Here is a 23,754-nt window from a genome sequence, read left to right as displayed (position 1 = left end):
CAGGAATGCCACATGACCACCATTGCCCTTATCGACGATCACCTTATCGTCCGCTCCGGTTTTGCCCAGTTGCTGAGCCTGGAGGCAGATTTTCAGGTCGTGGCTGAATTCGGTTCAGGCCGCGAGGCGCTGGCCGGATTACCGGGGCGTGGCGTGCAGGTCTGCATTTGCGATATCTCAATGCCGGATCTCTCCGGGCTTGAGCTGCTCAGCCAGCTGCCGAAAGGAATGGCGACCATTATGCTCTCTGTTCACGACAGCCCGGCGCTGGTAGAACAGGCGCTCAACGCCGGCGCGCGAGGGTTTCTCTCCAAACGTTGTAGCCCCGACGAACTCATTTCCGCTGTGCGCACCGTCGCGACGGGCGGATGTTACCTCACGCCGGATATCGCCATTAAACTGGCCGCCGGACGCCAGGACCCGCTGACAAAACGCGAGCGTCAGGTGGCGGAAAAGCTCGCTCAGGGGATGGCGGTGAAAGAGATTGCCGTCGAGCTGGGCCTGTCGCCCAAAACCGTTCACGTTCATCGCGCCAATCTGATGGAAAAACTCGGCGTCAGTAACGATGTCGAGCTGGCACGCCGCATGTTTGACGGCTGGCAATGAGCCCGTACTTCTCGCGGCTGGTCTCCGTCGTCGCCAGCTTTTTTATCTTCTCTGCCGCCTGGTTTTGTCTGTGGAGTATCAGCCTTCATCTGGTCGAGCGCCCGGAGCTGGCGGTGCTGCTGTTCCCGTTTGGCCTGCGTCTGGGACTGATGCTGCAATGTCCGCGCGGCTACTGGCCGGTTTTGCTGGGGGCCGAGTGGATCATGCTGGTCTGGCTGGCGCAGGAAGTGGCACTGGCGCATCTCCCCTTATTGATGATCGGGGGCGTATTGACGCTGCTGCCGGTGGCGCTGATTTCCCGCTACCGCCATCAGCGCGACTGGCGCACGCTGCTGCGTCAGGGGGCGGCGCTGATTGCCGCTGCGCTGCTGCAATCCCTGCCGTGGATCGGCAAACCCGACACCCTGACGGCGCTCCTGCTGACGCTGACCGGCGGCCTGACGCTTGCGCCCACGTGCCTCGTCATCTGGCACTACCTCACCAGCACTGTCTGGCAGCCGCTCGGCCCGGCGCTGGTCTCCCAGCCGGTGAACTGGCGCGCGCGGCACCTTATCTGGTATCTGCTGCTGTTTGTGGTCAGCCTGTGGCTGCAGCTGGGTCTGCCTGCGGAACTCTCCCGCTTTACGCCGTTTTGTCTGGCGCTGCCGATTATCGCGCTGGCCTGGCACTATGGCTGGCAGGGGGCGCTGATCGCTACCCTGATGAACGCCATCGCGCTGATTGCCAGCCAGACGTGGCACGATCATCCCGTTGATTTACTCCTTTCGCTGCTGGCGCAAAGCCTGACCGGACTGCTGCTGGGCGCGGGTATACAGCGTCTGCGCGAGCTGAACCAGTCGCTGCAAAACGAGCTGGCCCGCAATCGACGCCTGGCGGAGCGGCTACTGGAAACCGAAGAAAATGTGCGGCAGGAAGTGGCGCGCGAACTGCACGATGATATCGGCCAGACCATCACGGCCATCCGCACTCAGGCGGGCATCGTTCAGCGGCTGGCCCCGGAAAATCCCGGCGTCCGGCAGGGCGGCGCGCACATCGAGCAGCTCTCTCTCGGGGTGTACGATTCCGTGCGACGGCTGCTGGGACGCCTGCGTCCACGCCAGTTAGATGATTTATCCCTTGAGCAGGCGGTGCGTTCCCTGATGCGTGAGATGGAGCTGGAAGATCGCGGGATCGTCAGCCATCTCGACTGGGCTATCGACGAGACACTCCTGAGCGAAAGCCAGCGCGTCACCCTGTTCCGCGTCTGTCAGGAGGGGCTGAACAATATCGTCAAACACGCCAGTGCCAGCGCGGTGACGCTCCAGGGCTGGCAGCAGGACGAGCGCCTGATGCTGGTTCTCGAAGACGACGGCTGCGGTCTGCCGCCTGGCTCCGGGCAGCAGGGGTTTGGCCTGGCCGGAATGCGCGAGCGCGTCACGGCGCTCGGCGGAACGTTGACGATCTCCTGTACCCACGGCACGCGCGTCAGCGTGAATTTGCCGCTGCGTTATACGTAAGGACCGACCATGTTTACCTTTCTGAAAACGCCGGCGAATGCCGCACCCATTGGCGATAAACGCGAAAGAGATGCGCGATACCGCTACTGGCGACGTCATATTCTGACCACCATCTGGCTGGGCTATGCGCTGTTCTATTTCACCCGCAAAAGTTTTAACGCCGCTGCGCCCGAAATCCTCGCCAGCGGCGTGATGACGCGCACGGACATCGGCCTGCTGGCGACGCTGTTTTACATCACCTACGGCCTATCGAAATTCTTCTCCGGCATCGTCAGCGACCGCTCTAACGCCCGTTACTTTATGGGGATGGGGCTTATCGCAACCGGAGTGGTCAATATCCTGTTTGGTTTCTCCACCTCCCTGTGGGCCTTCGCCCTGCTGTGGGCGCTAAACGCCTTTTTCCAGGGCTGGGGCGCACCCGTCTGCGCGCGTCTGCTCACCGCCTGGTTCTCCCGCAACGAGCGCGGCGGCTGGTGGGCAATCTGGAACACAGCCCATAACGTCGGCGGGGCGCTGATCCCCATCGTGGTGGGAGCGGCGGCGCTGCACTACGGCTGGCGCGCCGGGATGATGATCGCCGGAACCCTGGCCATTTTCGCCGGGCTGTTTCTCTGCTGGCGTCTGCGCGACCGCCCGCAAACCGTCGGGCTGCCGCCGGTGGGCGACTGGCGTCACGATGAGATGGAGATCGCCCAGCAGCAGGAAGGCGCGGGGCTGACGCGCAAAGAGATCCTCACCAAATACGTGTTGCTGAACCCCTATATCTGGCTGCTGTCCCTGTGCTATGTGCTGGTATACGTGGTGCGTGCGGCGATCAACGACTGGGGAAATCTGTATATGTCCGAGACGCTCGGCGTCGATCTGGTGACTGCCAACTCGGCGGTGACCATGTTTGAGCTGGGCGGATTTATCGGCGCGCTGGTGGCGGGCTGGGGCTCGGACAAACTGTTTAACGGCAACCGTGGCCCGATGAACCTGATTTTCGCCGCCGGAATTTTGCTCTCCGTTGGCTCGCTGTGGCTGATGCCTTTTGCCAGCTACGTGATGCAGGCGGCGTGCTTCTTCACCACCGGATTCTTCGTTTTCGGCCCGCAAATGCTGATCGGCATGGCGGCAGCGGAGTGCTCGCACAAAGAGGCGGCGGGGGCGGCGACCGGTTTTGTCGGCCTGTTTGCCTATCTTGGCGCGTCCCTGTCCGGCTGGCCATTGGCGCGGGTCATCGACATCTGGCACTGGAGCGGCTTTTTCGCGGTGATCGCTATCGCGGCGGGGATTTCCGCCCTGCTGCTGTTGCCGTTTTTGAACGCTCAGGCCCCGCGTGAGGTCAACGAAGCGTGATGCGCCTCACCTTTTTGCCCCGAGTGGGGCAAAACTAGGAAATTTTCCCGGTTTCGCCTGGACGCTGTCTCAGGCCAATGCGACTGCTGATTTTTACAATGCCTGCCATTCGCAGGTATTCATATCAGGAGTTTTTGATGCTGGCCTTTCTAAACCAGGTGCGCAAGCCGACCCTGGATCTGCCGCTCGAGATGCGGCGCAAAATGTGGTTCAAGCCGTTCATGCAGTCCTATCTGGTGGTGTTCATCGGCTACCTGACCATGTACCTGATCCGCAAAAACTTCAACATCGCCCAGAACGACATGATCTCCACCTACGGGCTGAGCATGACGCAGCTGGGGATGATCGGCCTCGGTTTCTCCATCACCTACGGGGTGGGGAAAACCCTGGTTTCGTACTACGCCGACGGTAAAAACACCAAGCAGTTCCTGCCGTTTATGCTGATCCTCTCGGCCATCTGTATGCTCGGTTTTAGCGCCAGCATGGGCGCAGGTTCCGTCAGCCTGTTTATGATGATCGCCTTCTATGCCCTGAGCGGTTTCTTCCAGAGCACCGGCGGGTCGTGCAGCTATTCCACCATCACCAAATGGACGCCACGTCGCAAGCGCGGCACTTATCTTGGTATGTGGAACATCTCCCATAACCTCGGTGGGGCGGGTGCGGCAGGCGTGGCATTGTTCGGGGCGAATGTCCTGTTCGACGGCCATGTGATCGGCATGTTCATCTTCCCGTCCATTATCGCGCTGATTGTTGGCTTTATCGGCCTGCGCTACGGCAGCGATTCCCCGGAATCCTACGGCCTGGGCAAAGCGGAGGAGCTGTTTGGCGAAGAGCTGAGTGAAGAAGACAAAGACGCTGAAGACGAGTCGATGACCAAATGGCAGATCTTCGTTGAGTATGTGCTGAAAAACAAAGTCATCTGGCTGCTCTGCTTCTCCAACATCTTCCTGTACGTGGTGCGCATCGGCATCGACCAGTGGTCTACCGTGTACGCCTTCCAGGAGCTGAAACTCTCCAAAGAGGTGGCGATTCAGGGCTTTACCCTGTTTGAAGTGGGCGCGCTGGTGGGAACGCTGCTGTGGGGCTGGCTGTCGGATCTGGCAAACGGTCGTCGAGCGCTGGTGGCCTGCGTTGCGCTGGCATTGATTATCGCTACGCTGGGGGTGTATCAGCACGCCAGCAACCAGTACGTCTATCTCGCCTCCCTGTTTGCGCTCGGTTTCCTGGTGTTTGGCCCGCAGCTGCTGATTGGCGTCGCGGCCGTCGGATTTGTGCCGAAAAAAGCGATCGGCGCTGCCGATGGGATCAAAGGCACCTTCGCTTATCTGATCGGCGATAGCTTCGCCAAACTGGGTCTCGGGATGATCGCCGACGGCACGCCGATCTTCGGCCTGACCGGCTGGGCGGGCACCTTCGCCGCGCTGGACGCTGCGGCTATCGCCTGTATCTGCCTGATGGCGATGGTCGCCGTGATGGAAGAACGCAAAATTCGCCGCGAAAAACGCATTCAACGACTGAAAGCGGCTTAATGGCTTGAGTAATTGTGCAGGTAACTTTTTTGCCCGGCTATGTGCCGGGCTTTTTTCATTCCCGCCCCTGTTTTTTCCGATCCCTTTCAGCATGTTTTACGCTGTCGACAACGGCGCGTTTCCCGATATCATGAGCGGCTATTATTAAGGAGAACGCATGGTCTGGATAATGCTGGCCACCCTGGTTGTGGTGTTTGTTGTCGGGTTTCGCATTCTGACGTCTGATTCGCGTCGGGCGATCAAACGACTGAGCGAACGCTTAGGGATTACGCCCGTTCCGCTGGAGTCGATGATCGACCAGTGCGGTAAAACCGCAGGCACTGAGTTTATCCGCTACCTGGAGCGCCCGGACGAAGCCCATCTGCAAAATGCCGCGCAGGTGCTGCTGATCTGGCAGGTCTGCATCGTCGACGGCAGCGAAGAGAATCTGCATACCTGGCATCGACTACTGCGAAAAGCGCGTCTTGCCGCGCCGATTACCGACGCGCAGATCCGCCTGGCGCTGGGATTTATGCGCGAAATAGACCCCGATCCGCAGGAGTTCAACGCTTTTCAGCTGCGCTACAACCGCCTGTTCCTGCCTGAAGAGGGCGTTTTTTTCCTGCACTGAGCCCCAGGCTGGCTGTCTGTCGGTGAAGGTCAGATTTCAACAAAAGTTGTCAAAACGTTAAATTCGTCACAGTTTTGATGATAAACTGCGCGACTTTCCCGCAGTTTTATCCTCAGGTGACGCCATGACAGAACAGATCCACTCCACGCCCACAGCCCATACCGGTGAGGTCCTGCGACCAAACTGGTCGGCGGTTTTCTCCGTGGCGTTTTGCGTCGCCTGCCTGATTACCGTGGAGTTTCTGCCGGTCAGCCTGCTGACGCCGATGGCGCAGGATCTGGGGATTTCCGAAGGGGTGGCGGGCCAGTCCGTCACCGTCACGGCGTTTGTCGCCATGTTCTCCAGCCTGTTTATCACCCAGATAATCGGCACCATCGACCGCCGCAAGGTGGTAATTCTGTTTGCGGTTCTGCTCACACTCTCCTGCGTGCTGGTCTCCTTTGCCGATAACTTTACCCTGCTGCTGCTGGGCCGCGCCTGTCTGGGGCTAGGGCTGGGTGGATTCTGGGCAATGTCGGCCTCGCTGACCATGCGTCTGGTGCCCGCGCGCAAAGTGCCGAAAGCGCTCTCGGTGATCTTCGGCGCCGTCTCGATTGCGCTGGTGATCGCCGCACCGCTGGGCAGTTTTTTGGGCGGCATTATCGGCTGGCGTAACGTCTTTAACGGCGCGGCGATCATGGGCATTCTGTGCATTTTCTGGGTGTGGAAGGCGCTGCCGTCCCTGCCGGGCGAAGCGGCGCATCATAAGCAGAATATGTTCAGCCTGCTGAAACGCCCCGGTGTGCTGGCGGGGATGACCGCCATCTTTATGGCGTTCGCCGGGCAGTTTGCCTTTTTCACCTATATCCGCCCGGTATTTATGACCATGGCCGGTTTTGATGTGGATGGCCTGACGCTGGTACTGCTGAGTTTTGGTATTGCGAGTTTTGTCGGCACATCCCTGTCGGCGCAGTTCCTGAAACGCTCCCTTAAATTCGCCCTGGCAGGTGCGCCGCTGGTGCTGGCGGTCAGCGCGGTGGTGCTGATTTTGTGGGGAAGTGACAAGTGGGTGGCGTCGGCCATTGCGATTATCTGGGGCTTTGCTTTTGCGCTGGTGCCGGTGGGCTGGTCAACGTGGATCACCCGTTCCCTTGCCGATCAGGCGGAAAAAGCCGGGTCGATTCAGGTAGCGGTGATTCAGCTGGCGAACACCTGCGGCGCGGCGATTGGCGGCTATGCGCTGGATAATCTGGGGCTGCTGTCGCCGCTGGTGTTGTCTGGCACGCTGATGCTGCTGACGGCACTGCTGGTGGCGGGGAAGGTCAAGGCGCAGTAAGTCTGGCATATCCTCACCCTTTCGGGTGAGGATATCGGGTTACACCGAAGCCTGAACGCGTCTGCGTGAATCCATCGAAATCAGTACCACCGACGACACAATCAACAGCGTCCCCAGCCAGTCCGGCAGCGTAAAGGCCACCCCTAACAGCAGCACCGACAGCAACGCGCTGCTCAGCGGTTCGGCGCAGCTCAGGATGCTCGCTTTCGGCCCGCCAATCATCTGCGCGCCTTTCAGATACAAGCTGAAGGTCAGCGCGGTGCCGATCACCACCAGATAGAAAAAGGCCAGCAGCAGGCTGCCGTCAATCACGAAGGTGGTGCCGCGCCCGGCGTAGAACGGCGTCAGCATCAGCCCTGCCAGCAACATACTCCAGCCGACAATCGGCAGCGTGCCGTAGCGGGCGATAAGCGTCGAGGGATAGGTGGTGTAAAACGCGGCGGCGAAGGCCGAGGCGATGCCAAAGAACAGCGCCGCAGGGGAGATGGACAGCGATGTCGGATCGCCGTGCGTCACCAGTAAAAACGTGCCAATCAGGGAGGTCAAAATTGCCGAGAGGACAAATATCCCAGGCCGTTTTTTCCGCGCCAGCGCGAACCACGCCACGATAATGGTCGGAGAGAGAAATTGCAGGACAGTCGCGGTAGCGGCGTTGGATTTTTCAATCGTCAGCAGGAACGTGAGCTGGACCGTGAGCGCGCCAACCAGTGAGAAAATCAGCAGGCTGATGGCGTCTTTGCGATGTTTGATGACTGAAAAAATCTTGTCGCCGTGGACGAAAGAGAGCGTCAGTAAAATCACGCCGGTGAACAGCAGACGAATCATGGTCAGATAAGGCGAGGAAATCTGACTCTTCTCCATAATGTACTGCGCGCAAACCCCTGAACTGCCCCATAACACGGCGGCGATCAGGACATTCAGCATCCCTCTTTTTGTGGAACCCATGTTCTCCCCTGCATGCTCGTTTTTTTCTAGCATATCATGGGAGCAATGCCGGGTGGTGCGGTCTGATGCCCTCGCTCCGCCCTCTCCCGAACAGGGAGAGGGAAAACACGAAAAACGGCAACGCCCGTTGCCGTTTTGCTTTTACCTTAGAACCAGGCTTCCCACATTGCGCCGACGTTGAAATCGTCGAGCGTCTGGTCGTCGGTGCCGTTCACGCGAGCGGTACGTTCATTATCCACCTTGCCGCCGGTCACGTAGAAGCGCAGCATCGGGCGGAACTCGGGGCCCATGGCGATAGACATGTTCTGCGACAGGGTCAGCTTCCAGCCTTTGTTATCACCGCCGTTATCGTAGTCAACGTGCTGCCAGCCCGCTTCCAGCCAGGTGGAGTGAACGTCGTTCCACCAGTGCATTGGGCGCACAATCGCGTTGTAGTTTTTGCGATTGTCGGTGCTGTCACGGCTGTTGTCGTAATCGTGGAAGGCGAGGATGTACTCCACCTGCGTCTGCTGGGTGAATTTATGCAGCCCTTCGAAGCTGGCGTAAACCGTGGTCAGATCTTCGGTTTTATTGAACACGCTGTTGTCTGAGTTATCCGAGTAACGGGCGATCACTTTGTTCACGCCGCTGTCGTTGGTGTGGCTCAGCACCACGCCGCCCTGCCAGGCGTTCAGACGATCGTCGCTCTCGATGGCTTTCGAGTCGAAACCGTAGTTGGCGTACAGTTCCAGATCCAGCGGCCCGATTTTCATGCCGTGGATCTTGGAGGTGGCTGCGTAGTTGCCTTTATCGCCGGTGCCGGAGCCGCCGGTACAGGAGATGCGCGATGGGTTAGAGCCGTCGTTTTCCACTTCCGGATTACAGGACTCCACCGCCGCGACGGTCGCCACGTCAAACTGCACCCCGCCGATGTCGAAGTTTTTCACCCCGGCGCCCTGGCCATCGTGGTTCATCCAGAAGTAGTCGTTGATGCCCTGCTGTGGACGCTGGTGGAAGTCTCGACCGGCCCAGAAATAGGCGTTGGGGTTAGATGACATAATGTTGGTCACCCCCGCGTAGGCTTTTTTCAGGTTAACTTCGTCGCCCCAGTGGTCGATCATCACATTGATGTCCCAGATCGCGCCGTTATCGCCTTTGAACGCTTTAGAGAGCTGGAATTCACCGCCGTTGCCTTCGTTACCCAGGCGACCAATCGCCGAGCCGCCGTTATACGAGCCATCGACCGCCACATATTTCTGATCGGCGGCCTGGAAGTGTGCGCCGTAGCGGGCGTAGCCGGTAAATTTAATGCCAAAGGGAATCGCCAGATCCGGGGACTGCGCGGCGCTTTGCGGTTCCGTCACCACGTCCGCTTTTTTCGCGACCGCCGCATCCATTTTTGCCTGACGCTCTGTCAGGGCTTTATCCACCGCTTTGGCGACAATGGCGTCAATTTGCTCCTGCGTGAATTCTTGTGCGAGCACAGAAATTGGGCAAAGCGCGGCGATAACCGCCATTGTTAATGGAAGTTTTTTTATGATATTCATTGTCATCTCTATTAATTTAAATTTTATTCAGACAATAACCATCCCATTCCGATCTGACAGAATATGTCGCTATCATCAGAAAAAGTTGATTTATATTTTTATAGGTACAGAGGGTTTAATTTAGCGTAACGATATCTCCCTTTATTATCTCTGGTAGAGATGGATAATCTCTTCGGACAATTCACGGGCCAACAGTGAATTCATTAAATGATCCTGGGCATGCACCATAATTAAAGTCATCGGCTGGCGGGCTTCGCCCGCGTCCTGTTCGATGAGTTTGGTCTGCATATGGTGCGCCTGGCGCGCGTAGCCATCGGCTTCGCGCAGCAGGCTTTTGGCTTCGTCAAGGTTGCCCTGCCGGGCCGCGTGCAAGGCTTCAAAGCACAGGCTACGCGACTGACCGGCGTTGACGATAATTTCCATTACGGCATCTTCTAATGCGATCATCATTCATTACTCTTTATCAAAACTATTATTTAACGAGGTGGTGGCGAACCACTCCCCGCTTTTCTTAATGGTGCGTTTCTGCGTGGCTAAATCCAGCTGAATAAATCCGTAGCGGTTTTTATACGCATTACACCATGACCAGTTATCAATAAATGTCCACATATGGTAACCAAGACAATTCGCGCCTTCGCTAATTCCTTTGTGAACCCATTTAAGGTGCTCAGAAATAAAGTCGATACGGTATTGATCGTTAATCTGACCGTTTTCAATAAAACGCTGCTCGTTTTCGACGCCCATGCCGTTTTCAGAGATAAAACAGCGCGGGTTGCCGTAATTCTCACGCAGATTAACGAGAATATCGTAAATACCCGGCTCGTAGATTTCCCAGCCGCGGTACGGGTTCATTTTGCGTCCTGGCATCTCGTAATTATCAAAGAACCACTCCGGCATAAACGGCGCCTGAGGGTTCACCGCGCTGTCGCGACACTTCACGCGGCGCGGCTGATAATAGTTAATGCCAAGCAGGTCGATGGTTCCTTCGGCAATTAGCGCGCTGTCTTCGGGCTGACAGGCAGGCAGCTGATCGTAGGCTTTCAGCAGCGCCACCAGATCCGCCGGATATTCCCCGCGCAGAACCGGATCGAGGAAGCTGCGGTTAAACATCAGATCCGCATAATGCGCGGCTTTCAGATCCTGCGGATTCTGCGAGCGCGGATAGGACGGCGTCAGGTTGAGCACGATGCCGATCTCCCCCGCATGATGCCCGGCGCGGAAGGCGCGCACCGCCTGCGCATGGGCCAGCACCGTGTGGTACGCCACCGTCGCCGCGCGACGGAAATCCACCACGTTGGGATAGTGGAAATCGTACAGATAACCGCCTTCCACCGGGACAATCGGCTCGTTAAAGGTAAACCAGTGCAGCACGCGATCGCCGAACAGCTCGAAGCAGATCTGCGCGTAGCGGGCGTATGCCGCCACGACGTCACGGTTTTCCCAGCCGCCGATCTCCTGCATCGCCATCGGCATGTCGAAGTGGAACAGGGTGATGAACGGCGTAATGCCCTGCTCAAGCAGTTCATCGAAGACCCGATTGTAGAATTCCACCGCCTGCGGATTCACTTCACCGACACCGTCGGGGATCAGGCGCGCCCAGCTAATCGAGGTGCGAAAGCTGTTATGGTTCAGCTGTTTCAACAGCTGAATGTCCGATTTCCAGTTCTGGTAAAAGGCTGAGGTATCCTGCGGCCCCACGCCCTGATGGAAACGGTTTGGCTCATTGGCGAACCAGTGATCCCAGGTGGTCACTCCTTTGCCGCCGCCCAGGCTTTCCCCTTCGGTTTGCAGCGCGGAGCTTGCGCTGCCCCACCAAAAGTTATCGGGAAATGAATATTTCATAATGCTTCCTCTTTGACGTTATTAACGTGCAGCTTCAGCAGTACCGACGGTTGCCTGGGCTTTTTGCTCTTCGGTTTTCATCAAAGAGCGCTCATAGGCGCGCAGGAACGGCAGATACATCAGGGCTGACATCACCATACAAATTACGCACATCACTACCGGACTGAACGCCCAGTTTGCTGCCCATGACGCACCGATGGGGGCCGGGGTGGTCCACGGCGTCAGGGATACCACCTGCGCCAGCCAGCCGAGTTTGGTCGCGGCGTAGGCCAGACAGGCGTTCACCAGCGGCACGAACACAAACGGGATAAACAGCATCGGGTTCATGATTATCGGCGCACCGAACAGAATCGGTTCGTTGATGTTAAAGAAGCTCGGCACCACGCCCATTTTGCCGATGGTGCGCAGATGCGTCACGCGGCTGCGCAGCAGCAGGAAGGCCAGCGGTAAGGTCGAGCCCACGCCGCCGATCAGCAGATAGTGATCCCAGAAGCCCTGCAGATAGACGTGCGGAAGCGCTGCGCCCGCCGCCAGTGCTGCCTGGTTTGCCGACAGGTTCGCCATCCAGAACGGGTTCATGATGCCGGTGACAATCAGCGAGCCGTGGATGCCCGCGAACCAGAAGATCTGGCACAGCAGCACGGAGAGCAGAATGGCCGGCAGGGAGTCAGAGGCGGACACCAGCGGCTCCAGCAGATGCATAATCGCCTGCGGGATAATCATCCCGGTTTGCGCTTCGATGAACAGGTTCAGCGGGTGCAGCGTGCCGATCACCACCATCACCGGAATCAGGATCTCAAAGGAGCGCGCCACGCCGGTCGGGACTTCTTTCGGCAGGCGAATGGTGACTTTGTTCTCCTTCAGCCACGCGTAAACGCGGGTGGAGTAGATGGCGGTAATCAGCGCGGTGAAGATCCCCTGGCCGGACAAATACTGCGTGGAGATTTTGCCGTCGGCATAGGGGGCCGCCACCAGCAGAAACGCCATAAACGCCAGCAGGCCGGACATCACCGGATCGAGATTAAACTGGCGACCCAGGCTCGCGCCGATCCCCACCGAGATAAAGAAGGTCATCACGCCCATGCTGAGGTTAAACGGCAACATCAGCTGTTCGCGGTAGGTCTGGGAGAAATCGAGCCAGCCGCGGGCAAAACTGTTGGTGGTATCCGCCGAGAACGGCGGGAAGATGAACACCAGCATAAACGAGCCGATGATCATAAACGGCAGGGCGGCGGTAAACCCGTCACGGATCGCAATCACGTACTTTTGCTGTCCGAGCTTTGCCGCCAGCGGGGTAATGGACTGCTCAATAACGGCAACCATTGATTGATATAACGAACTCATGAGAACACCTTCTTAGTGTGCCGCTTCGATGAGCGACAGAGCATAGTCCAGTACCTTATCACCACGCTGCATACCGTAGTCCATCATGTCGATGGCTTGTACCGGAATACCCTGCGTAGCGGCCTTGTCTGCCAGTGTCTTTAACATGTATTTCACTTGCGGTCCGAGAAGAACGACCTGGTATTGCGGAAACTGCGTGTCAAATTCGGACACGCCGTACGCATCAATCGTGACCGGGACTCCGCGTTCTTCTGCCACTTCAACCATTTTCCTCACCAGCAGGCTGGTGGACATCCCGGCAGAGCAGCACAGCATAATCTTGAACATCGACAACCATCCTCAAAGTGTAAAAAGTTATTGCGGGGATGATTGGATATCATATGGAAACCGGTTTCCATTCATAAACCCCAGAAGTGTGATAACCATCAAGATCCGCCGCTTATGGGGCGTGTTATCACGATGTGGGTCACAGAATTTGGCGTTTTTGACATCAAATTGAGTGGAAACGGAAAATCGGTTTCCATGGAAAACGGAAACGGATATACTCCGGATTGGCTATAATGTGAGCCGAAGCGGTAACAGGAATTACAGGGCTACGTGGGTCCTGACAGGGGAATATGATGTCTACAATCAACGATGTATCACGTCTGGCCGGGGTGTCCAAAGCCACGGTGTCACGGGTGTTGAGCGGGTCGCGCGGCGTGAAGGAAGCCAGCCGTGAGGCCGTACTGAAAGCGGTGGATGAGCTGAACTATCGGCCCAACGTTATAGCGCAATCGCTGTTGAGCCAGTCTACCGGCTGTATCGGCGTGATCTGTGCGCAGGATAATATCAACCAGACCACCGGGTATCTTTACGCGCTGGAAAAACAGCTCAGTCAGCACCAAAAACATCTGCTGCTGCGCTTCGCGAACACCAAAAGCGAGGTGCTCAACGCGCTCGATGAACTCTCCTGCGGCCTTTGCGACGACATCCTGATAATCGGGGCGCGTTTCCCGCTGCATATCGATCAGGATAACGTCATCCTGGTGGACTGCATGGAGTCCGATAACGCCAACAGCATCCAGTTTGACCACGCCTTTGCCGCCGAAACCGCCTGTAACTACCTCACCAGTCAGGGCCGTCGGCAGATTGCCTTAATTCAGCCACAGGGCAGCGGTTTTGCCGATCAGGTGCTGCTCGGATACAAACACGCGCTGGAGAAAAATTTCCTGCCGTTTAACCGCAATCTGGTGTTTATGGACGCCACTTCATCGTCCGTGGCGTTGCAGGAACTACTGAATAACGCGACCACGTTGAATTTCAACGCGTTGCTGGTGGCGGATGAGCAGGAAGCGCAGCGCGTGATCCCGCAATTGCAGGCGTTTAATAAGTCGGTTCCGGAAGACATCATGGTCTTTAGTCTCGCCGGATCGCTGCATCTTCCGGGAATTCCGACCATTCCGGCCATCGAATACTCCATGGATGCGATGGCGGCGCGGATTGTGGCGTGGCTGAATGAGAAAACGCAAATGCTCGGCTCTTACGTCTTACGCGGGGATCTGATTATCCCGGATATGCGTAAACGCTAATCAAAAAAAAGCGTGAAGCACGCTTCACGCTTAGTAATCCTCCATGCAGTCCACTTTGCCGACGGCTTCCCAGTAGTTATCCAGGTTGTCGCGCTCCATCGCCAGCACGGCGTTTTTCACCAGCAGCTTGTTAGCCTCGGATGACATGATCATCGCCTGCCACTCTTTGTCCGTCTGCTTGCCCTGAGGCGAGCAGACTTTCTTGATATCTTTCATCACGGCCTGGCGGATTTTCTCCGTTTTTACCGGGTCCTGCGTCTCTCTGGCGTGGACGAAGGCGGCGAAAAGCAAACAGATAACCAGACAAAACAGGTGAGCAGCTTTCATTGAAACCCCCGGAGTAAAACGCGCGTTGTTCTCTGAAATATATCGTTACATTCATCAAAGCGATTCAAGCCGAAAGTATGATTCTGGACAGACACAGGTATGAGACGTTTTAAGCGTAGCTGGAGTTTTTGCCGGGCATCAGCGCCCGGCAAAAGATTTATTGGATGCCACCGCCGAGCGATTGCCAGAGGGTCACGCGGTTGGTGAAGTCCGTCTGTTGCAGGGCGATCAGCGACGTCTGCGCCGACCACAGAGACCGCTGCGCGGTCAGTACCGTCAGATAATCCCCCGCACCCGCCTGATAGCTGCGCGTCGCCACATCCAGCGTTTTCTGCTCCGCCGCGACGTATTCCCGCTGGGCGTCCAGCTGCTCGCTGAGCGTTTCCCGCCGCGCAAGCGCGTCGGCAACGTCTTTGAACGCGCTCTGAATGGTCTTTTCGTAGGTGGCGATCAGCCCCTTTTTCTCCGCTTCGGCATACCGCAGCTGCGCCAGATTGCTCCCGCCGCTGAACAGCGGCAGGGTGATCGACGGTGCGAACGACCACACTTTGAGGCCGTGGCTGAACAGAGATGACAATGAATCGCTGCCAACCCCGGCGCTGGCGGTCAGGGAAATGGTCGGGAAGAAATTCGCACGCGCCGCGCCAATACTGGCGTTGGCGCTCAGCAGATTGTGCTCGGCTTCCTGAATATCCGGGCGGCGCAGCAGCGCGCTGGAGCTGACACCCGCCGGGATCAGGGTGATGGCATTGTCGCTCAGACTCTCCAGCGTGCCCGGCAGCAGCGCGTCTGGCACCGTATCGCCCGCCAGCAGATTAAGGGCGTTTTTATCCTGCGCGACCAGCGTCTGGTAACTCGCCACGCTGGCGCGCGCCTGCTGATACACCGCCATCGCTTCGCTGGTATCCGTCGCCGCTGCCACACCCACTTCCTGCTGGCGTTTCACGATTTTTAGCGAATTGGCTGCGCTTTCCATGGTGGATTTCGCCAGCGCCAGATTGCTGTTATCCGCCGCCAGCGTCAGCCATGCGGTGGTCAGCTCGCTAATCATCGTCAGGCGCGTATTTTGCGCCGTGAATTCGCTGGCGAGCCAGGTTTCACGCGCGGCGCGGGAGAGGCTCTGGTTGCGGCCAAACAGGTCCAGCTCAAAGCTCGACACCGCGCCGTTGGCTTCGTCGCTGGTGGTGACGCCACCGGCCAGCGTCCGGCTGCGGGTATGGCTCAGCTCAGCATCGACCGTCGGGAACAGGGACGAGCGCGTTTCGCCATACTGGGCGCGGGCGGCGTCGATATCGGCAATCGCTTTTTGCACGTCGCGGTTGCTGTTAAGCGCCATCGTCACCACGCTTTTTAACCGCGCATCGTTCACCACCTGCTGCCACTGGCTGACGACCGCGCTGGCCTCGCCGTGGCTGCCCGGCAGCGTCGCCGGGACGGGCGCATCCGGGCGCTGATAGGTCGGGTCCAGTGAGACACAGCCTGCGCTCATCAGCGCCAACACTAAAACAGAAACACGAAACATGATTACCTCCGGTTTGCGTGCTTACCGGAGAACAGACGCTTCACCAGTACAAAGAATAACGGGACAAAGAAAATCGCCAGCAGCGTTGCCGCAAGCGTTCCGCCGATGATGCCGGTGCCGATTGCCACGCGGCTGTTAGCGCCCGCGCCGGTCGCGACCGCCAGCGGCGTGACCCCTGCGATAAACGCCAGCGAGGTCATGATGATTGGGCGCAGACGGGTCTGGGCGGCGCGCAGGGCGGCGCGCGTCAGGGAGTACCCTTCCGCCACTTTGGCTTCGGCAAACTCGACAATCAGAATGGCGTTTTTCGACGACAGGCCGATGGTGGTCAGCAGCGCCACCTGGAAGTAAACGTCGTTGTTCAGACCGCGCATCGTCGCGGCCAGCGCCGCACCGAGTACGCCGAGCGGAATGACCATGATCACCGAGATGGGCACCGACCAGCTCTCGTACAGCGCCGCCAGGCACAGGAACACCACCAGAATCGACAGGGCGTAAAGGCTCATCGCCTGGCCGCTGGCCAGTTTTTCCTGCAACGACAGGCCGCTCCACGCCCAGGTGGTGCCAGCGGGCAGTTTGTTCGCCAGCTGTTCCATCGTGGTCATCGCGCTGCCAGAGCTGGAGCCGCTGGCGTTCTCACCCTGAATTTCATACGCCGCAGAGCCGTTGTAGCGCACCAGGCTTTCCGGGCCGTATTCCCAGCGAGTGGTGGCGAAGGCGGAAAACGGCGTCATGCTGTCATCGCTGCCGCGCACGTACCATTTGTTGAGATCCGACGGCGCGGCGCGGTAATCGCTATCGCCCTGGATGTAGACCTTTTTGACGCGACCACGATCGATAAAATCGTTCACGTAGGTTCCGCCCCAGGCGCTGGAGAGGGTGCTGGTGACATCGCTCAACGCGAGGCCGAGAGAAACGGCTTTGTTGTTGTCGATATCGACCTGCAGCTGTGGCATCTGTGGCAGATCGTTGGCGCGCACCGCCTGCAGCGACGCGTTTTTATTCGCCTCACCAATCAGCTGATTACGAAACGCCAGCAAGGTATCGCGATCCGTATTGCCCGTCGCCATCAGCTCAAAGGTAAAGCCGTTGCTCTGGCCGAGACCGTCCACGGACGGCGGCGTCATGGCGAACACGGTGGCATCACGAATGCCGCCCAGCTCTTTGCTGGCGCGCAGGGCAATCGCCTGTGCGGTGTTTTCGCTGCCCTTACGTTCGGACCAGTTTTTCAGTGACACAAACGCCATCCCGGCGTTCTGGCCGCTGCCGCTAAAGCTAAAGCCCTCAACGGTGAAAATCACATTGGTGTTGTCTTTCTCTTTGCTGAGGAACCAGTCGGTGACCTTGCGGCTCACCTCGGCGGTGCGCACGGCGGTCGCGCCTGCGGGGAGGGTGTACTGCACCATGATTTCGCCCTGATCTTCCGTCGGCAGGAAGCTGCCTGGCAGTTTCCACATGGTCAGGGCCATCGCGCCGCACAGGACCGCGAAAATCGCCATCATGCTGCCGGAGCGGCGTAATACGCGCAGGACACGGTGCTGATAGCCACTTTCTGTTCTGCTGTAAAAGCGGTTAAAGGCGCCGAAAAAGCCTTTCTTGTGTGGCGGTGTGTGGCTGAGAACCGTGCCGCACAGGGCCGGGGTGAGCGTAAGCGCCACCACCACCGAGAGGATCATCGCCGAAATAATGGTCACGGAGAATTGGCGGTAAATTACCCCCGTTGAGCCACCGAAGAACGCCATCGGCAGGAACACCGCCGAGAGCACGAGGGCAATCGCCACCAGTGCGCCGGAGATTTCACCCATCGATTTTTCGGTCGCTTCGCGGGCGGGCAGGCCCTCATCACGCATAATGCGCTCGACGTTTTCCACCACCACGATGGCGTCATCCACCAGCAGGCCGATGGCCAGTACCATCGCGAACAGGGTCAATGTGTTGATGGAGTAGCCGAACAGCGCCAGCACGCCAAAGGTGCCGAGCAGCACCACCGGTACCGCCAGCGCCGGGATCAGCGTGGCGCGGACGTTTTGCAGGAACAGATACATCACCACCACCACCAGCACGATGGCTTCGAACAGCGTCTGAATCACATCCTCAACGGAGATTTTGATGAACTCGGTGCTGTCTTTCGGGTAGGCGACGTCATAGCCTTCCGGCATCGCGCGTTTGAACTCGGCGATTTTTTCTTTCACTGCGGTCGCGGTGCTCAGGGCGTTAGCCCCAGGCGAGAGCATCACCGCAACGCCAGCCGCCGGGTGGCCGTTTAGTTTCGCAGTAGCGGTGTAATCTTCGCTGCCCATCTCAACGCGGGCGACGTCGCCGATGCGCACCACCGAGCCGTTGGACTGGCTCTTGATGATGATATTTTTAAATTGATCGACGGTCTGCAGGCGCGACTGGGCGCGCACGGTGGCCGTCAGCTGCTGCGCATTCGACGACGGCAGCGCGCCAATTTTCCCGGCAGAGACCTGCACGTTCTGCGCTTCAATCGCGGTTTGTACGTCGGACGGCATCAGCGCGTACGAGGCCAGCTTCGCCGGATCGAGCCAGATGCGCATCGCGTACTCCGCGCCGAACACCTGCAAACTGCCCACGCCTTCCACGCGCGCCAGCGGGTCCTGCACGTTACTCACCAGCCAGTCGGCAATATCTGAACTGCTGGCTTTGTCGGTTTTGTCGTACACGCCCATGATCAGCAGGAAGTTGCTCTGGGATTTCACTACCGTGATGCCCGACTGCTGTACTTCGCTCGGCAGGCGCGATTCGGCCTGCTGAACTTTGTTTTGCACCTGCACCTGGGCGGTATCCGGGTCGGTACCCTGTTCAAAGGTGACGTTGATGCTTACGGAGCCGTCGGAGCTGCTGGTGGAGGTGAAATAAAGCAGGTTATCCAGGCCCGTCAGCTGCTGCTCAATCACCTGGGTGACGCTGTTTTCCAGGGTCTGGGCGGAGGCCCCCGTGTAGGTGGCGGAGATTTTCACCGACGGCGGCGCGACGTCCGGGTACTGCGCGACCGGCAGGGTGCGGATCGCCAGCATCCCGGCGAGCATAATCAGAATGGCGATCACCCACGCAAACACCGGGCGACGCACGAAGAAACGGGAAAACATCAGGCGTCTCCTCCGGCGGTTTTGATCTCTTCGGCTTTCACTTCCTGCCCGGTGGACACTTTTCCGGTGCCTTCTACGATCAGCTTATCGCCCGCCTTCAGCCCGCTCAGCACCAGCCATTTGTCGCCGTAGGTTTCCCCTGTTTGCAGCGTGCGCTGTTCGACTTTGTTGCTGCCGTTCACAACCAGCGCGGTGGCGTTGCCTTTGGCGTCGCGGGTAATGCCCTGCTGCGGTGCCAGAATCGCGTCATCCATGATGCCCTCGTCCACGTTGGCGCGAACGAACATGCCCGGCAGAAGCTGATGCTTCGGATTGGGGAAAATCGCCCGCAGGGTGACGGAGCCGGTGGATTCATCAACGGCCACTTCTGTCAGGGCCAGACGGCCCTTTTCGCTGTAAGTGCTGCCGTCTTCGAGGATCAGCGAAACGCTCAGGGTATCGCTATTGGTGGACAGCGTTTGCTTGCGTAATCGCAGCAGATCGGCGCTCGAACGGGTGAGATCGACGTACATGCTGTCCAGCCCGCGAATGGTCGCCAGAGCCGTCTCCTGCTGGGCGGTCACCAGTGCGCCCGGCGTGACGGACGAAATACCGATCCGCCCGCTAATCGGCGCGGTGACGGTGGTCCAGTTCAGGCTGATGCGCGCGCTCTCCAGCGCAGCTTTTTTGGAGTCGACGCTGGCCTTGTCCTGCGCACAGGTGGCCTGTGCATCTTCTGCATCCTGGCGCGAAACGCCATCGTCCTTCACCAGCTGTGCATAGCGCCTGGCTTTCTGGCAGTCGGCCTGCACCAGCGACTGGGCCTGTTTCAGCGCGGCGGCGGCTTCGTCGTAGCTCGCCCTGAAACTGGCCGGGTCAATCTGATACAGGGCCTGCCCGGCTTTCACCGTATCGCCTTCATTAAACAGCCGCTTCTGGATGATGCCGCCCACCTGCGGGCGTACCTCCGCGCTCAGGGCGGCGCTGGTCCGCCCGGTAAGCTCACTGACCACCGGGACGGGCTGGCTCATGAGGGTGACGATCCCCACTTGCGGGAGTGCGCCTTCTGGCGCGGATATTTGTGCATTATCGCAACCGGTCAGGAGAAATAATGCCGCGATGGCGGTTGTTAGGGTTTTCATACTTTTTTCCAGGGTGAACGACGCCTGTCCCGTTAATGGCTTAACGAGATGAGGAGGTTTTAAGGCAAAGCGATGCCGCATCTCCGCGATTCGCGGAAATGAAAAAACGGGAAATAGCTATTTCCCGGTGATGAGTTCAGGTTTAATTAATTCACAATGAGAAGCATATTGAGTATTTCCCGATAAATTTTTTCTAATTCTTCTGCTGATACTTTTTGTGGGGTTAATCGACGATAGATGGAGCCTTCCATCATCACGGCGATAATTTCCACGCAGCAGCGAATACGCTCGTCGCTCAGGTGCGGGCACTGTTTTTTCAGGTGCTCGCAGGCGTTGGCAAACATGCGCGCGTCGGCTTCCACCAGCATTGCCGCAACCAGCGGATTGCGGGTCGCTTCGGCAGACATTTCCAGCATCAGCGCATCGTCGTCTTCGCTCAGAGTCTGGCGCCAGGCAAGGATCTGCGGCATGCGGTCGGTCTGGGTTTTGCCTTCCATCTCGGCGATGCGGTAGTCGATAATGCGGCGGATCATCTCTTCGATGATGGCATCTTTATTGCTGAAATAACGGTAGATCTGCCCGACGCTCAGCTTCGCCTCGCTGGCGATTTGCGACATGCTGGCACCGTGAAAGCCGCTCGCGCGAAAGCAGCGTCGCGCCGCGGTGATGATCTCGTCCTGCCGTAGTTTCTGCCGTTCTTCAAGCGTTGTGCTCATCGTTTCCCCGCCGCGCTGAGAGTGAGAATGATCGTTCTCATTTTTGGTTATTATACGTTTCAGAATGGTTCAGGAAAGCGCTTTTTTTATTTTCATATTGAAAGAATATTTCTACTGCGAAATAAAGGAGAGAATAAGGAGTTTTTATGAAGATAAAGGTGTGCGATATTCAGATTGCGCTGAAAATAAGGAGAGCAACATGCACTTGAGCCTTACGGATACCATTACTGAAGCCGATAAAGAAGAACTCCTGAATGGATTACGATCGTATAACCGGCAGTATATCGATTTTTCTGCGGTCGGTGGCGATATCGCTGTTTATGCACGCGACGATAGTGGCGTGATGACGGGCGGATTGATCGGCAATCGCAAAGGCGAATGGCTGAATCTTCAGTACCTGTGGGTGAGCAATGATGCGCGCGGTAGCGGGCTGGGAAGTCAGCTGATAAATGCCGCCGAAGAAGAAGCCCGCCGCCAGGGCTGCCGCCATGCGCTGGTGGATACGTTCAGCTTTCAGGCGCGTCCGTTTTATGAAAAGCAGGGGTACACACTGCAGATGACGCTGGAGGATTTCCCTTATCAGGGCATGCAGCGGCACTATCTGGCGAAAGATCTGTAACGGCGGATGCCCGGTGGCGCGGTGTGACCGGGCCTGCCATTCAGACAGTACCGATATATAACTTTTCCTTCTGGTTGATTCTTTTTCGGTTTTTAGCGTACCGCTTCGTTGTCGATATAGTTGTTTAAAAGTTTATCAAAAGGATCTGTCTCGTGAAATTCCCTTTACCTCGATGTGGTGCATTACTTCTGGCGGGCGTTCTGCTTGCGGGCTGTGATCAAAGCGGCAGCGATGCCAAACATATTAAAGTCGGCGTGATTAACGGCGCAGAGCAGGATGTGGCGGAAGTCGCCAAAAAAGTGGCGAAAGAGAAGTACGGGCTGGATGTGGAGCTGGTCGGTTTCAGCGGCTCGCTGCTGCCCAACGATGCGACGAACCACGGCGAACTGGATGCGAACGTCTTCCAGCATCGCCCATTCCTGGCGGAAGATAACAAAGCTCACAACTATAAGCTGGTCGCGGTGGCAAATACGTTTGTCTTCCCGATGGCAGGCTACTCGCGCAAAATCAAATCGGTATCGGAACTGAAGGATGGCGCGACCGTTGCAATTCCAAACGATCCTACCAACCTGGGCCGCGCGCTGTTGCTGCTGCAAAAAGAGAAGCTGATTACGCTTAAACCCGACGTCGGCCTGCTGCCAACGGCTCTTGATATTACCGCTAACCCGAAAAAGCTGAACATCATGGAACTGGAAGGCGCACAGCTGCCGCGCGTGCTTGACGACCCAAAAGTGGATGTGGCGATCATCAGCACCACTTACCTCCAGCAAACCGGGCTGTCACCGGTGCATGATGGCGTGTTTATCGAAGATAAAAACTCGCCTTACGTGAATATTGTGGTAACCCGCGAAGAGAATAAAGACGCGGAAAACGTGAAGGAATTTATTCAGTCGTACCAGTCGCCAGAAGTGGCGAAAGCGGCAGAAAAAATCTTTAATGGCGGCGCGGTTCCGGGCTGGTGATCTCAAGAAGGCCATTAAAGCGATGAATGGCCTTCTTGCATGCTCTAAGCCTTAGTGAGGTTTGTCGTCTAAAGCGGGGTGCGTGTAAGGACCCTTTAGGCTAAAGGTCTCGCATTGTTAAATTAAGTCATCGCCAGCCGCTCCATCCTTGTCTCTCCGTCCACCATCGACAGCTGATACAGCGAAAACGAGCGGTGTTTTTCGATTAAATTTGCCAGTTCCGGTGAGTGGCTGGTCAGCCAGATTTGCGAGTAGTGGCTCGCTTCGGCGATCAGGCTGGCAAGGGCGGGCAGCATCTGCGGGTGCAGGCTGTTTTCCGGTTCGTTGAGGGCAATAAACGCGGGTGGTCGCGGGCTGAGCAGTGCGACGGCCAGGCACAGGAATCGCAGCGTGCCGTCCGAGAATTCTGCCGGTTCCAGCGGGCGGCTTAACCCTTCGCGCTGCATCATCATGCGAAAACGTCCCCCGCTGTTATCGCTGTAAAATACGCAGCCGGGGAAGGCCTGGTCGAGGATCCGCATCAATAGCAGCTCGTCGCCAATCTCCACAATCGTCTGGAACGCTGCCGCGAGATTCGCCCCGTCGCTGGCTAAAACCGGCGACCGAAAACCCACCTGCGGGGCGCGCATCGCCGAGCCAGACGAGACGGAAAATTCGTGGTAAAAGCGCCAGTTGCGCAGGGATTCGCGCATCTGCGACACCTCAGGATAGAGATGCGGCTCGCCCAACTGGCCGAACACCGATTCGTTCTCATACAGCGTGCCGCTGTGGGTCACTTTCTCGTGGTGAATGTTGTTCAGAAATACGGTCTGGTTTTTACGCTGCATCAGCCGAGACGACGGGCGGCGATGGTGATCGCTCAGCCAGAGGGTCTCTTCTTTGATCACCGGGTCGAGCTGGAACTGTGAAGGATAGGGCAGCTTCTCGACAAACCCCACCTGTAGCTCGTACTCGTAGGTTTCGGTTTCCACCGCCAGATTGACGCGGCGCAGCTGATCGCTTCGCGTTTTCCCGGCCCAGAACACCTTTAAAATCCCGCCTTCGTTCGCCAGAGCCTGCGAAAACTGGCCCTGCGCCGCGCTGTGCATCAGATGGATCGCCTTGTAAATATTCGATTTACCGGTGCCGTTCGGCCCAAAAACGATATTGAGCTGTTCCAGCCCGAGCGAGAGCTGGCGAATCGAGCGGTAGTTTTCAATGTGCAGGGCGCGGATCATCGTGGTTACCTGAGTGATGCAAAACGGGGTCAACCCAC

21 protein-coding genes are annotated in these 23,754 nt (G+C 57.7%); 9 read left to right on the top strand and 12 right to left on the bottom strand.

Annotated features, from left to right (window positions below):
- Positions 1 to 12 precede the first annotated feature (12 nt).
- From uhpA to nepI, 6 genes are all read left to right on the top strand, one after another.
- Positions 13 to 606, top strand: a complete 594-nt coding sequence (uhpA, locus tag F153LOC_RS14055) for a transcriptional regulator UhpA (RefSeq protein ID WP_095280027.1) — start codon at positions 13 to 15, stop codon at positions 604 to 606.
- Positions 603 to 2,102 (top strand): signal transduction histidine-protein kinase/phosphatase UhpB, encoded by a 1,500-nt coding sequence (gene uhpB / locus F153LOC_RS14050; RefSeq protein WP_100778252.1) that lies wholly within the window; start codon positions 603 to 605, stop codon positions 2,100 to 2,102. The genes uhpA and uhpB overlap by 4 nt, the downstream gene beginning before the upstream one ends.
- A gap of 9 nt (positions 2,103 to 2,111) precedes the next feature.
- Positions 2,112 to 3,440: an MFS transporter gene (locus tag F153LOC_RS14045; protein ID WP_102105108.1), complete on the top strand. Its 1,329-nt coding sequence runs from the start codon at positions 2,112 to 2,114 to the stop codon at positions 3,438 to 3,440.
- 137 nt (positions 3,441 to 3,577) lie between these two features.
- Entirely contained in the window at positions 3,578 to 4,969 is a 1,392-nt protein-coding gene (uhpT, locus tag F153LOC_RS14040) for a hexose-6-phosphate:phosphate antiporter (protein ID WP_100778250.1), read from the top strand.
- A gap of 157 nt (positions 4,970 to 5,126) precedes the next feature.
- Positions 5,127 to 5,579: a DUF1198 domain-containing protein gene (locus tag F153LOC_RS14035; RefSeq protein ID WP_102105107.1), complete on the top strand. Its 453-nt coding sequence runs from the start codon at positions 5,127 to 5,129 to the stop codon at positions 5,577 to 5,579.
- 124 nt (positions 5,580 to 5,703) lie between these two features.
- Positions 5,704 to 6,894 (top strand): purine ribonucleoside efflux pump NepI, encoded by a 1,191-nt coding sequence (nepI, locus tag F153LOC_RS14030; protein WP_100778248.1) that lies wholly within the window; start codon positions 5,704 to 5,706, stop codon positions 6,892 to 6,894.
- Between the two features lie 39 nt (positions 6,895 to 6,933).
- On the opposite strand, the gene F153LOC_RS14025 is transcribed toward nepI, so the two are convergent.
- From F153LOC_RS14025 to F153LOC_RS14000, 6 genes are all read right to left on the bottom strand, one after another.
- A complete protein-coding gene (locus tag F153LOC_RS14025) occupies positions 6,934 to 7,839 on the bottom strand; it encodes an EamA family transporter (RefSeq protein WP_100778247.1) in 906 nt (301 codons plus the stop codon).
- 146 nt (positions 7,840 to 7,985) lie between these two features.
- Positions 7,986 to 9,365: a carbohydrate porin gene (locus F153LOC_RS14020; RefSeq protein WP_100778246.1), complete on the bottom strand. Its 1,380-nt coding sequence runs from the start codon at positions 9,363 to 9,365 to the stop codon at positions 7,986 to 7,988.
- Between the two features lie 144 nt (positions 9,366 to 9,509).
- Positions 9,510 to 9,812: a PTS lactose/cellobiose transporter subunit IIA gene (locus F153LOC_RS14015; RefSeq protein ID WP_142503674.1), complete on the bottom strand. Its 303-nt coding sequence runs from the start codon at positions 9,810 to 9,812 to the stop codon at positions 9,510 to 9,512.
- Positions 9,813 to 9,818: 6 nt separating this feature from the next.
- Positions 9,819 to 11,207: a glycoside hydrolase family 1 protein gene (locus F153LOC_RS14010; protein ID WP_102105106.1), complete on the bottom strand. Its 1,389-nt coding sequence runs from the start codon at positions 11,205 to 11,207 to the stop codon at positions 9,819 to 9,821.
- Positions 11,208 to 11,228: 21 nt separating this feature from the next.
- Positions 11,229 to 12,551 carry a PTS sugar transporter subunit IIC gene (locus F153LOC_RS14005; protein WP_100778244.1) on the bottom strand — a complete coding sequence of 441 codons (1,323 nt, stop codon included), beginning with the start codon at positions 12,549 to 12,551 and terminating at the stop codon, positions 11,229 to 11,231.
- A 12-nt stretch (positions 12,552 to 12,563) separates the two neighbouring features.
- Positions 12,564 to 12,878, bottom strand: coding sequence for a PTS sugar transporter subunit IIB (locus F153LOC_RS14000; RefSeq protein WP_102105105.1), 315 nt, complete (start codon positions 12,876 to 12,878; stop codon positions 12,564 to 12,566).
- 293 nt (positions 12,879 to 13,171) lie between these two features.
- Here F153LOC_RS14000 and F153LOC_RS13995 point away from each other — a divergent pair, with 293 nt between their 5' ends.
- Positions 13,172 to 14,122 (top strand): LacI family DNA-binding transcriptional regulator, encoded by a 951-nt coding sequence (locus F153LOC_RS13995; protein WP_100778242.1) that lies wholly within the window; start codon positions 13,172 to 13,174, stop codon positions 14,120 to 14,122.
- Between the two features lie 30 nt (positions 14,123 to 14,152).
- On the opposite strand, the gene F153LOC_RS13990 is transcribed toward F153LOC_RS13995, so the two are convergent.
- The 5 genes from F153LOC_RS13990 to F153LOC_RS13970 all read right to left on the bottom strand — a co-directional run bounded on the left by F153LOC_RS13990 (position 14,153) and on the right by F153LOC_RS13970 (position 20,918).
- On the bottom strand, positions 14,153 to 14,449 hold the full coding sequence (locus F153LOC_RS13990; RefSeq protein ID WP_100778241.1) for a YicS family protein: 297 nt from the start codon (positions 14,447 to 14,449) through the stop codon (positions 14,153 to 14,155).
- Positions 14,450 to 14,606: 157 nt separating this feature from the next.
- Positions 14,607 to 15,971, bottom strand: a complete 1,365-nt coding sequence (locus F153LOC_RS13985) for an efflux transporter outer membrane subunit (protein ID WP_102105104.1) — start codon at positions 15,969 to 15,971, stop codon at positions 14,607 to 14,609.
- 2 nt (positions 15,972 to 15,973) lie between these two features.
- Positions 15,974 to 19,081, bottom strand: a complete 3,108-nt coding sequence (locus F153LOC_RS13980) for an efflux RND transporter permease subunit (RefSeq protein WP_102105103.1) — start codon at positions 19,079 to 19,081, stop codon at positions 15,974 to 15,976.
- The gene (locus tag F153LOC_RS13975) at positions 19,081 to 20,202 is read right to left on the bottom strand and encodes an efflux RND transporter periplasmic adaptor subunit (protein WP_102105102.1); all 1,122 of its coding nucleotides are present in this window, start codon (positions 20,200 to 20,202) and stop codon (positions 19,081 to 19,083) included. Before F153LOC_RS13975 ends, F153LOC_RS13980 begins: the two co-directional genes overlap by 1 nt.
- A 146-nt stretch (positions 20,203 to 20,348) precedes the next feature.
- Positions 20,349 to 20,918 (bottom strand): TetR/AcrR family transcriptional regulator, encoded by a 570-nt coding sequence (locus F153LOC_RS13970; protein WP_102105101.1) that lies wholly within the window; start codon positions 20,916 to 20,918, stop codon positions 20,349 to 20,351.
- 199 nt (positions 20,919 to 21,117) lie between these two features.
- Here F153LOC_RS13970 and F153LOC_RS13965 point away from each other — a divergent pair, with 199 nt between their 5' ends.
- Complete coding sequence (locus F153LOC_RS13965; protein ID WP_102105100.1) at positions 21,118 to 21,537, top strand: GNAT family N-acetyltransferase; 420 nt, start codon at positions 21,118 to 21,120, stop codon at positions 21,535 to 21,537.
- A 152-nt stretch (positions 21,538 to 21,689) separates the two neighbouring features.
- Entirely contained in the window at positions 21,690 to 22,499 is an 810-nt protein-coding gene (nlpA, locus tag F153LOC_RS13960; RefSeq protein ID WP_233210364.1) for a lipoprotein NlpA, read from the top strand.
- Between the two features lie 122 nt (positions 22,500 to 22,621).
- On the opposite strand, the gene F153LOC_RS13955 is transcribed toward nlpA, so the two are convergent.
- A complete protein-coding gene (locus F153LOC_RS13955; protein ID WP_102105098.1) occupies positions 22,622 to 23,716 on the bottom strand; it encodes an AAA family ATPase in 1,095 nt (364 codons plus the stop codon).
- Positions 23,717 to 23,754: the final 38 nt, after the last annotated feature.

This window comes from Lelliottia sp. F153, from assembly GCF_002870005.1.
Taxonomy (GTDB): Bacteria; Pseudomonadota; Gammaproteobacteria; order Enterobacterales; family Enterobacteriaceae; genus Enterobacter; species Enterobacter nimipressuralis.
This window is presented reverse-complemented; position numbering and strand designations above follow the sequence as displayed.